General features: G+C 55.5%; 7 protein-coding genes. 3 read left to right on the top strand and 4 right to left on the bottom strand.

Annotated features, from left to right (window positions below):
* Window positions 1–304: 304 nt before the first annotated feature.
* Entirely contained in the window at window positions 305–1513 is a 1209-nt protein-coding gene (locus WB528_RS25495; RefSeq protein ID WP_423891924.1) for a DUF2336 domain-containing protein, read from the bottom strand.
* Between the two features lie 289 nt (window positions 1514–1802).
* Between WB528_RS25495 and WB528_RS25490 the strand changes: the two genes are divergently transcribed.
* On the top strand, window positions 1803–2924 hold the full coding sequence (locus WB528_RS25490; RefSeq protein ID WP_423891923.1) for a DUF2336 domain-containing protein: 1122 nt from the start codon (window positions 1803–1805) through the stop codon (window positions 2922–2924).
* Between the two features lie 1445 nt (window positions 2925–4369).
* Here the strand turns inward: WB528_RS25490 and WB528_RS25485 are convergent.
* Entirely contained in the window at window positions 4370–4621 is a 252-nt protein-coding gene (locus tag WB528_RS25485) for a hypothetical protein (protein WP_423891921.1), read from the bottom strand.
* Between the two features lie 83 nt (window positions 4622–4704).
* On the opposite strand from WB528_RS25485, the gene WB528_RS25480 reads away from it, so the two are divergent.
* Complete coding sequence (locus WB528_RS25480; RefSeq protein ID WP_423891919.1) at window positions 4705–4848, top strand: hypothetical protein; 144 nt, start codon at window positions 4705–4707, stop codon at window positions 4846–4848.
* A gap of 127 nt (window positions 4849–4975) precedes the next feature.
* Here WB528_RS25480 and WB528_RS25475 read toward each other — a convergent pair whose 3' ends face one another.
* Window positions 4976–5161 (bottom strand): hypothetical protein, encoded by a 186-nt coding sequence (locus tag WB528_RS25475; RefSeq protein WP_423891918.1) that lies wholly within the window; start codon window positions 5159–5161, stop codon window positions 4976–4978.
* 391 nt (window positions 5162–5552) lie between these two features.
* Here WB528_RS25475 and WB528_RS25470 point away from each other — a divergent pair, with 391 nt between their 5' ends.
* Window positions 5553–6887 carry an MFS transporter gene (locus WB528_RS25470; protein ID WP_423891916.1) on the top strand — a complete coding sequence of 445 codons (1335 nt, stop codon included), beginning with the start codon at window positions 5553–5555 and terminating at the stop codon, window positions 6885–6887.
* Between the two features lie 95 nt (window positions 6888–6982).
* On the opposite strand, the gene WB528_RS25465 is transcribed toward WB528_RS25470, so the two are convergent.
* Window positions 6983–7261 (bottom strand): hypothetical protein, encoded by a 279-nt coding sequence (locus tag WB528_RS25465; RefSeq protein WP_423891913.1) that lies wholly within the window; start codon window positions 7259–7261, stop codon window positions 6983–6985.
* Between the last annotated feature and the right edge of the window lie 336 nt (window positions 7262–7597).

Below are 7597 nucleotides of genomic sequence, written 5' to 3'. Positions count from 1 at the left end.
GGTGTGAGCGGCTCCGTCGAGTGAACACGACGGAGCCGTTTTTATAAATGACGGCTCAACGTGGAAAAGCCGTGAACGCGAAATCCCGACAACATCTATCAGCGCAGCCCCAGCCAGCTTTTTCGTGGATCAGTTGTCAGAATATTTGCCAGGCACATCGCCCTCGAGCTTGGCGAAGCCGCCCACGGCCAGCCTAGTGGAAGCAGCGAATGGTCCGCGCGCCGTGGCCTCATGGTGTTTCGATCGAAAGAGATGCTGCGAGGCAGTTCAGATCAGCGGAAACGACTTGTGGGTCTCAGTTTTCTTAGACCGCAACGCGGAACGACTCACAAAGCAAACTGCTGTCATCATTTCGAGGTTGCCCGGGACCACTGCCGGTGAGGGCTGGCACACCCGCCGGCGCGGCCGAAATCACAGGGTTCGCAGCCTCCGACAGGGTTTGTCTTGATTCATAGAATTTTAGCACGCGCTTTGCAGTTTTCGCATGAAGCCGTTCATAATTTTCCTGCGCACGATCGAGGTCCATTTTTGACAATTTGCGACCAGCCGCCTTCATCAGCAAAAGAGACTTGACGGTTGGCCAGGTGCAGCCTGCAGCCTTGCCGACGATTTGAACGGCCCCAGGATTCTCGATAAGGACCGTTCTTTCCACCACCTCTATCGGGCACCTCGCGAGAATAGATAGGGCCAGGATCGTCTGCTCGAAATCCTGTGCGCGCGCCGCTGCATGCACCTTGGCTTCTCCAAGCTCTTTCCAGTACTTGAGCCGCCTTACCTTTGTTCTTGCTTTAGCATGGTCTGATGACGCATTGCGTACCCCATCATTGATTTCATCAATGACTTCGGTCACCGCGGCACGTGCGGCGCCGGAAACCTCCGAATTTGCTGCAACAATCTTGTTACAGACTTCAGCCGAAACAATTTCAAGCAGCCTGACGAAGTGATGCCGCGGAATATCACGTCGCAACCCGATAAACAGGCCAAGCTCGGAGTCATCGCCGGCTCTCAGAATCAGGTCACGAAAGCCATGTTCGGAGATACGCGCGCCCGCATTCTTCGCGACGGCGCGGACGACTCGGCATTCACCACGCTCGATAAGGATATCGGTAATTGCTTCGCCAAGGACCGGGCGCTGTGCGATTGCGTAAAGATGGCCCTGACTCTGGGAGCGTGCGCTGAGCGCAATATCGTCATCGCTCAGCACATTCGATTGACTGAGAACCGGGCCTGCCACGGCTATTTCGTCGTCGAATGCGAGCACTCGAACCAGGGCTGCAGGGGCATCCGAAGATTGCGCGATATGTCGGGCGAGCTTAGCGCGCGTTTTTAGTTCAATGACCTCAACGAGCGCCTTGAATACGTTATCGAAAAGGTCGATTTGGTCCCGCGAATAACTGCCCGAGCCGGCCGCAAACAAGTCGGTTATGCGAACAAGTGCCCTTACCTGTCGTTTTGTTGACTTGGAGAAGTCCCCATTCTGGACTTCACTGAGGAGAGAATAGATCATTGTCATTGGAGTACTTTCGCATTTCGTGCAGGGCGGACTGAGGGGCCCACCCTAGTCGTTGGCTATGAAAACAACCGATCCTGGTTTCATCGAAGATTATTCAAATTTGAACCTTTGCGGTCACCCTGATTTAGCAGCGGCCTTTTTCAGCTCGATCAAGGCAGGGACCATCACTGGCTGCCAAAGGCGGCTCCAGGGGTTCAATTAAAACTGAATTAACAGATAGCTTTTAGGCTCCTCGGATATTTAAGAGATATTCTGGCTGCCGGGACCGCCACACCGCCGTGGAGACCCCATGACGCTTTCATCAAAGTTGCTTCTCAAGGATCTGGACGAAGCTGTTCTGCGGGGATCTGCAGAGAGCCGTGAGAGAGCACTGTGGTACGCCACAGATATGCTGATGGTCGGTAGTTACGCCGAAGACGAGATCTGGATTTTCGGAGAAGTCATCGGCAGGCTGTCCGACGCGATCGAAGTCGCGGCGCGTGCACGCCTGGCCGAAAGTCTCGCGAATTCGGCCCACGCCCCGATGAATGTCGTCAAAAAACTCGCCTTCGACTACAGCATCGACGTTGCGGGACCAATCCTTGAGCAAAGCGACCGGCTCGATGCCAAGACTCTAATCCAGAATATTAGAACGCGTGGTCAATCGCATCTTCTGGCAATCTCAAAACGGAAATCAATTTCCACCGACGTGACCGACGAACTGGTGACGCGCGGCAATGGCGAGGTTCTGAGATCAGTTACCGCAAATGATGGCGCCCGCTTTTCCAATTTCGGCTTTCTGCATGCGATCAGGCGATCCACCGACGATTCCATCCTCGCCGAAAGCCTCGGCGTGCGGAAGGACATTCCGAGGGCTATGTTTCAACAACTCATTGCTAAGGCCTCGGCTGACGTCAAATGTAAGCTGATGCAAGAGCGTCCGGACCTCTTTGGGGAAGTTCAATCGTCCGTCCTTGAAGTCGCCGGCGCCTTGCAGTCAAAGTTCGGCCCGGCGAGTGAGAATTACTTTAACGCCAAGAGAAGCGTTACAACCCGTCATCAGCTTGGCGAGCTGAGCGAAAATCTTGTTTTCGAATACGCCCGAGCTCACAAGATCGAAGAGACGACGGTCGGACTGTCGCTGTTGTGCTCGCTCCCCGTTTCTGCCGTTGAACGCGCACTTGCCAATACCGAAATGACACTCGTCTTGGCCAAGGCCAATGACTTCAAATGGGAAACCGCGATGGCCCTGCTGTTTCTGCGTGCCAGGGACCACCGCATCACGGCAAGCGACCTGGACGATATGAAAGCGCAATTTTCCAAGCTGAACGTCAAGACATCGCAGGAAATTCTGACCTTCTTTCAATCGCGCAGGCAGGCAGCATCAGCCCGACTGGATGAGTGGCGATTGCCGGAGCTTCACTCAATTTAGCCTAATCTCGATCCTCGGTTCGACGAATTTCCTGCAGTCTGCCCTTGCGTGGGGGCTGGGCTGTTAGTGGCTGAGGATTGTGAAGGCGGCGAACGTGGCCGGAAGCTCGATCAGAGCCGTGCCGATGGCTAAGAGCCAAACTTCAATGGAGAGCTCGAAGAGGGGCGCGGCGATAACGTCAAATACTTCTTCGTTACCTTGCTGCTGTTCGCGCTACTGATCTTTGCTGTCGGCCACATGGTCGGCTTGGAATAGCCTCGCCGGCGCGCGTAAGCGGCGCCGGTGCGTATTCGGATTACCAGGCCAAAAGTCCCGTCACCACCACAAGGCCGATGCCGGTGACAACTGGGATGGCTGCGAGAGTGCCGAGTGTCAGCACCACAATTTCGTGTTTCGTTTCTTGATCCATGTTGCGCTCCGTTCCTCTGGAGCACAACGCCCGACCCCCCGATGGGTTTCGCGGGTAGATCGCCATCAGGAGCATCATGCGCGCCGGGCGCCATCCCCCGTAAGGTTGATGTCAGCAGCCGGCCTTTTGCCCAAACTTCTCTCGTTCTTGATTGTCTTGGCTTCGATTGCTTTCGGGTGTGCTCGCCGGCATTGGCGCAGACAACGCTCAACTCGATCGCCCAAGGCGCCAGTAATTCGGGCAATGCCGGACTTTAGGAGGTTACGTTTAGCGGCAACAGCCTTGGGCAGATATCCAAATTCAGACCCAAGCGCCCACGACGCGTTGCCCCAAACAAGGCAGCTAATGGGCGTGGGATGTTGAGTGCGATGACGCGGCTGGCCCCTAGCCACGCTTCCATGGCAAAGCAGGCCCGCGATATGGACATGGAAGCGAGGCAACCCAAGCTCGACCAGAGACATTAGTAAAAGGAACGTGGCTGACCAGGAGTGGCGCGTTGAGCACATTACAGGCGGTCTTTCTAGGAATGATGCTGTCGTGGACGCCGTCCCTTTTGTTTATGGCGTACCTGTTGTGGCGGGCTCCGCTAGGCGAGTCGGAATAGATCGCTGCCACTTGTGTTCGCATCTGCGAACCACATTCTATCCACAATAGTCCTTGACGGTTTGCTGAGGACGAGAATCATCGAAATCTCGTCATCGTCGGGGGACGCTACAATGTGGGTGGCTCTTCAAGTCAACGTTGCCCTATGGGGCATGATCCTTTGTGCATCGGCGGAAGCGGCTGAACAGTTTTTCGGATTCTTCTAGCCGAAAAGCCACCGTGCGACATGGAGACCGGCCCAGGCTATGGCGGATAGCCAGCCGACCGAGGCGATCACGGTCAAAGCTAGCCATACCCATGGCCATATGCGAGCGCGCGTCTGGGGGCCGCTTTCGGGCTGGTCCGCAGGGCGGTTCAATTTGACCTTCATCAATACCAAAACACTACCCTTTGCGTCTTTGTTCCCGGCCGCCTGACCATAGCTGGCTTGCCGTTAAGGACGCCGAGAGCGCCGCTTCATCTTGAGATCAACCGTTCGCCAAGTTTCGTCAATCATTTCAATCAGGTATTTTTCGTGTGCGAGATCATCGGGTCGATTTAGATGCGCGATTTTACCGATGAGTTTGTTGATTTCGATGACGACGTGCCGGTCGTGCGAATGAAGTGATCGCATCGCCACCAGCTGGCGGCGAGCTTCGAGGAGGTCAAGCTTTGGCTCGAGGTCGGTTACCTTAGTTCGCCGCATTCTAAAATCCGAGAAGTGCCAGCCCGATCCAGCTTGTCACGAGCAAGGACGCTGCAACGGCTACAAGCGAAACTGAAAACTTAATGATTGCGCCAATCATGCTGGCGCTCGGCGCACGGCTGATTGAAAACAAGGCCGCCAAAGCGGAGTATGATCGCATGACGGTTTTGCCATGGTGGGTCTGGATGGGAAATATCCAGTGCGGGAACGATAGCGCGTGGTGTTGATGGCGCAATGAAAGTCGCCTGTTAATCTGAATGCCGACGCTGCGGGTTAATTCGGGAACTGCCAAACAAAAGACCGCCCAAAGGCGGTCTTGGTCGATCTGAGGCCATCGGGAATCACGAGAGCCGCTCAGCGCTGATGACCTAAGCCAATTCCGAGCGTTCGTGCCTTTTGCCTCAGGGATCCTTCAGTTCGTTTCATCAACTTCGCGATCTTCACCACCGGCGTTCGGGCCTTGGATTGTTGCCTCAGAAGTTTGATGTCAGCTGGGGTATAAGGCTTCCGGGTTTGTTTTTTCTTTTTCGTCTTGACCACTTTATGCTCCTCGAATCGAGAAGGTCTGTTAGCACATCGCGAGCACTAAGGGGTCCCGATTTGAAGAAACATCGCCTTCACATCGGAAAGCGGCGGGCAATCTTCGCGCGATTGGCGAACACCTTGGGCCCTCCGCGAGCACTGTCTCAACTAAACCAGCCTGTTAAGCTTGAATTGTAAGCCTAATCCCGGACTATGTATTGGCATCGATGGTCCTGAGCAATAATGATCTTACCGAGCATCGCGAAACGAATGGAAAGATCAATGCGTCCATCTTTTTGTATTTTTGGATTGGCTGCGGCATCGTTGATAGCGTTCTCCGCTCAGGCGCACAGAGCTATCGCTTCCACGCCCAGTCGTACCAGACACAACCGCGCCGGGCGGAAGTAAAATGAACTCTCCGACTAAGCAAACCGACGCCCGGGTCACTTCAATCCGCACCATTGTGGCGGCTAGCGCCATCGGCACAACTATCGAGTGGTACGACTTCTTGATCTACGCCACCGCGGCGTCCCTTGTTCTCAACAAGCTCTTTTTTCCTACAGAAGATCCGTTGGTTGGAAAGCTCTTAGCGATCAGCACCATCGGTGTCGGCTTCTTCGCCCGACCGTTCGGAGCCGTCGTCATCAGCCATTTCGGCGATCGCCTGGGCCGAAAGTCGCCTTTAATTCTGACAATGGTGAGCATGGGCCTAGCAACGACGTTAATCGGCCTGCTTCCAACCTACGCTAGTATCGGTATCGCAGCTCCGATCCTGCTAGTCGCTTGCCGGCTCGTGCAAGGCATAGCCGTCGGAGGGGAGTGGGGCGGCGCCGTGCTGATTGCCACCGAACATTCGCCGCCTGAAAAGCGCGGCTTTTACGGAAGCCTGGTTCAAATCGGCTTTCCGCTTGGCATGAGCCTTGGCACGGCGTCGTTTTTTGCGCTGGCCTATCTCGATGACAAGCAGTTCATGTCGTGGGGCTGGAGGATCCCGTTCCTGGCGAGTGCTGCACTAGTGGCAATAGGAATTTTCGTAAGACTGCGGATTGACGAAACGCCGGATTTCAAGGACGTCGTGCGTGAAGGCAAGATCTCACGAGTTCCGGCACTGGAGGCCGTGCGAAATCACACGAAAGACCTCCTCATCGGGCTCGGCGCGCGCATCACCGAGATATCATGGATCTACGTCTTGACCATTTTTGGATTGAGTTATGCAGTCACGACTCTTGCACTCCCTCGCAGCCTGGTTCTTGGAGCCATAGCACTTGGAGCAGCCGTAGAACTGATTACGATCCCCCTGTTCGGACATCTCTCAGATCGTGTTGGGCGGCGGCCGATATACCTTCTAGGATGCGTCGCCGCGATCTGCCTTTCATTCCCTATCTTTTGGGCGCTCGCCACGCGAGATCCGTTGATGGTGATCCTGGCCTTCGTGGTCGGCATGTCAGTCGGACACGGAATTATGTACGGTGTACAAGCTAGCTTCCTCAGCGAAATGTTCCCTTCCAACTTGCGCTATACCGGGGCTTCTCTCGGATATCAGATCGCTGCCCCCATTGGAGGTGGACTCATTCCGCTCGCCGCCGCTGCGGTTGTCGAATTGACTCATGGCTCAACTTGGCCGGTCTCGCTTCTGATGATTTTGATCGCGTTGACGACCGTGCTCGCTGTGCGGGCCGCGCGGGAGACGGCCCCGGCGGCGAAGAAGGCGGCCAAAAAGGTTGCAACAGCCGCAAACGGGTAGAGAAGCGCCTTCGCGGTCGTTGAACGCCACGCGGATGTCCCCATCCGAGCAGCACGAAGTTAGGTCGGATATCGGCTCCGCGGCGACCGCAAGCCCTACAAGATAAAACGAGGCTCAAGGTCGGACAGCCGCACCTCGTTCGGACAACCGTCAGCAGTTATCCTGATGTGGCGGCTGCATTTCAGCTTCACCTTCAGCTCAAGTTCGACCAATCCCACTTTGCCGCGCGACCAGCTGTCCAGGCAGCGCCACCCGCCGCCGCAAAGAACACCACTGCCATCCAAGCCTGCGGATCTGGAAGCTTGTTTGTAGCGATTGCCACCGAAATCGTGAGTGCTGCTATCCCGCACATTAAAGCTATCACCATGCAGCACAGGTAAAGAACCGTGCGGAGATAGGCTATCATTTCCCCTTCCCCTTCAGCCCCAGTTCGACCAAGCGTCGGATGGCTTCGGGGCGGCTGATTTCAGCTTCCTGCATCGCGATCCAGGCGTCGATCGCGGCGATCTGCTGATCGTGCATGCGCACAACCTGAGGCTGGCCAGCCCCAGTGGTCTTTGGACGGCCGCGTTTGGCTCTCGATTTTTTGGAATCACGAATTGACGGGGTCATATTTAATGATATCATAAACTCGAGCCGAGGGGAAGGTGACGCTTCCGCTCGGCTCTAACCTCAATCATCGAAAAGGACTAAAATCCATGATCGAAGCT

The sequence above is a fragment of the Bradyrhizobium sp. genome (genome assembly GCF_049586575.1).
Classification (GTDB): Bacteria; Pseudomonadota; Alphaproteobacteria; order Rhizobiales; family Xanthobacteraceae; genus Bradyrhizobium.
Note: the sequence above shows the minus strand (reverse complement) of the source record. Positions and strands in the feature narration are given on the sequence as shown.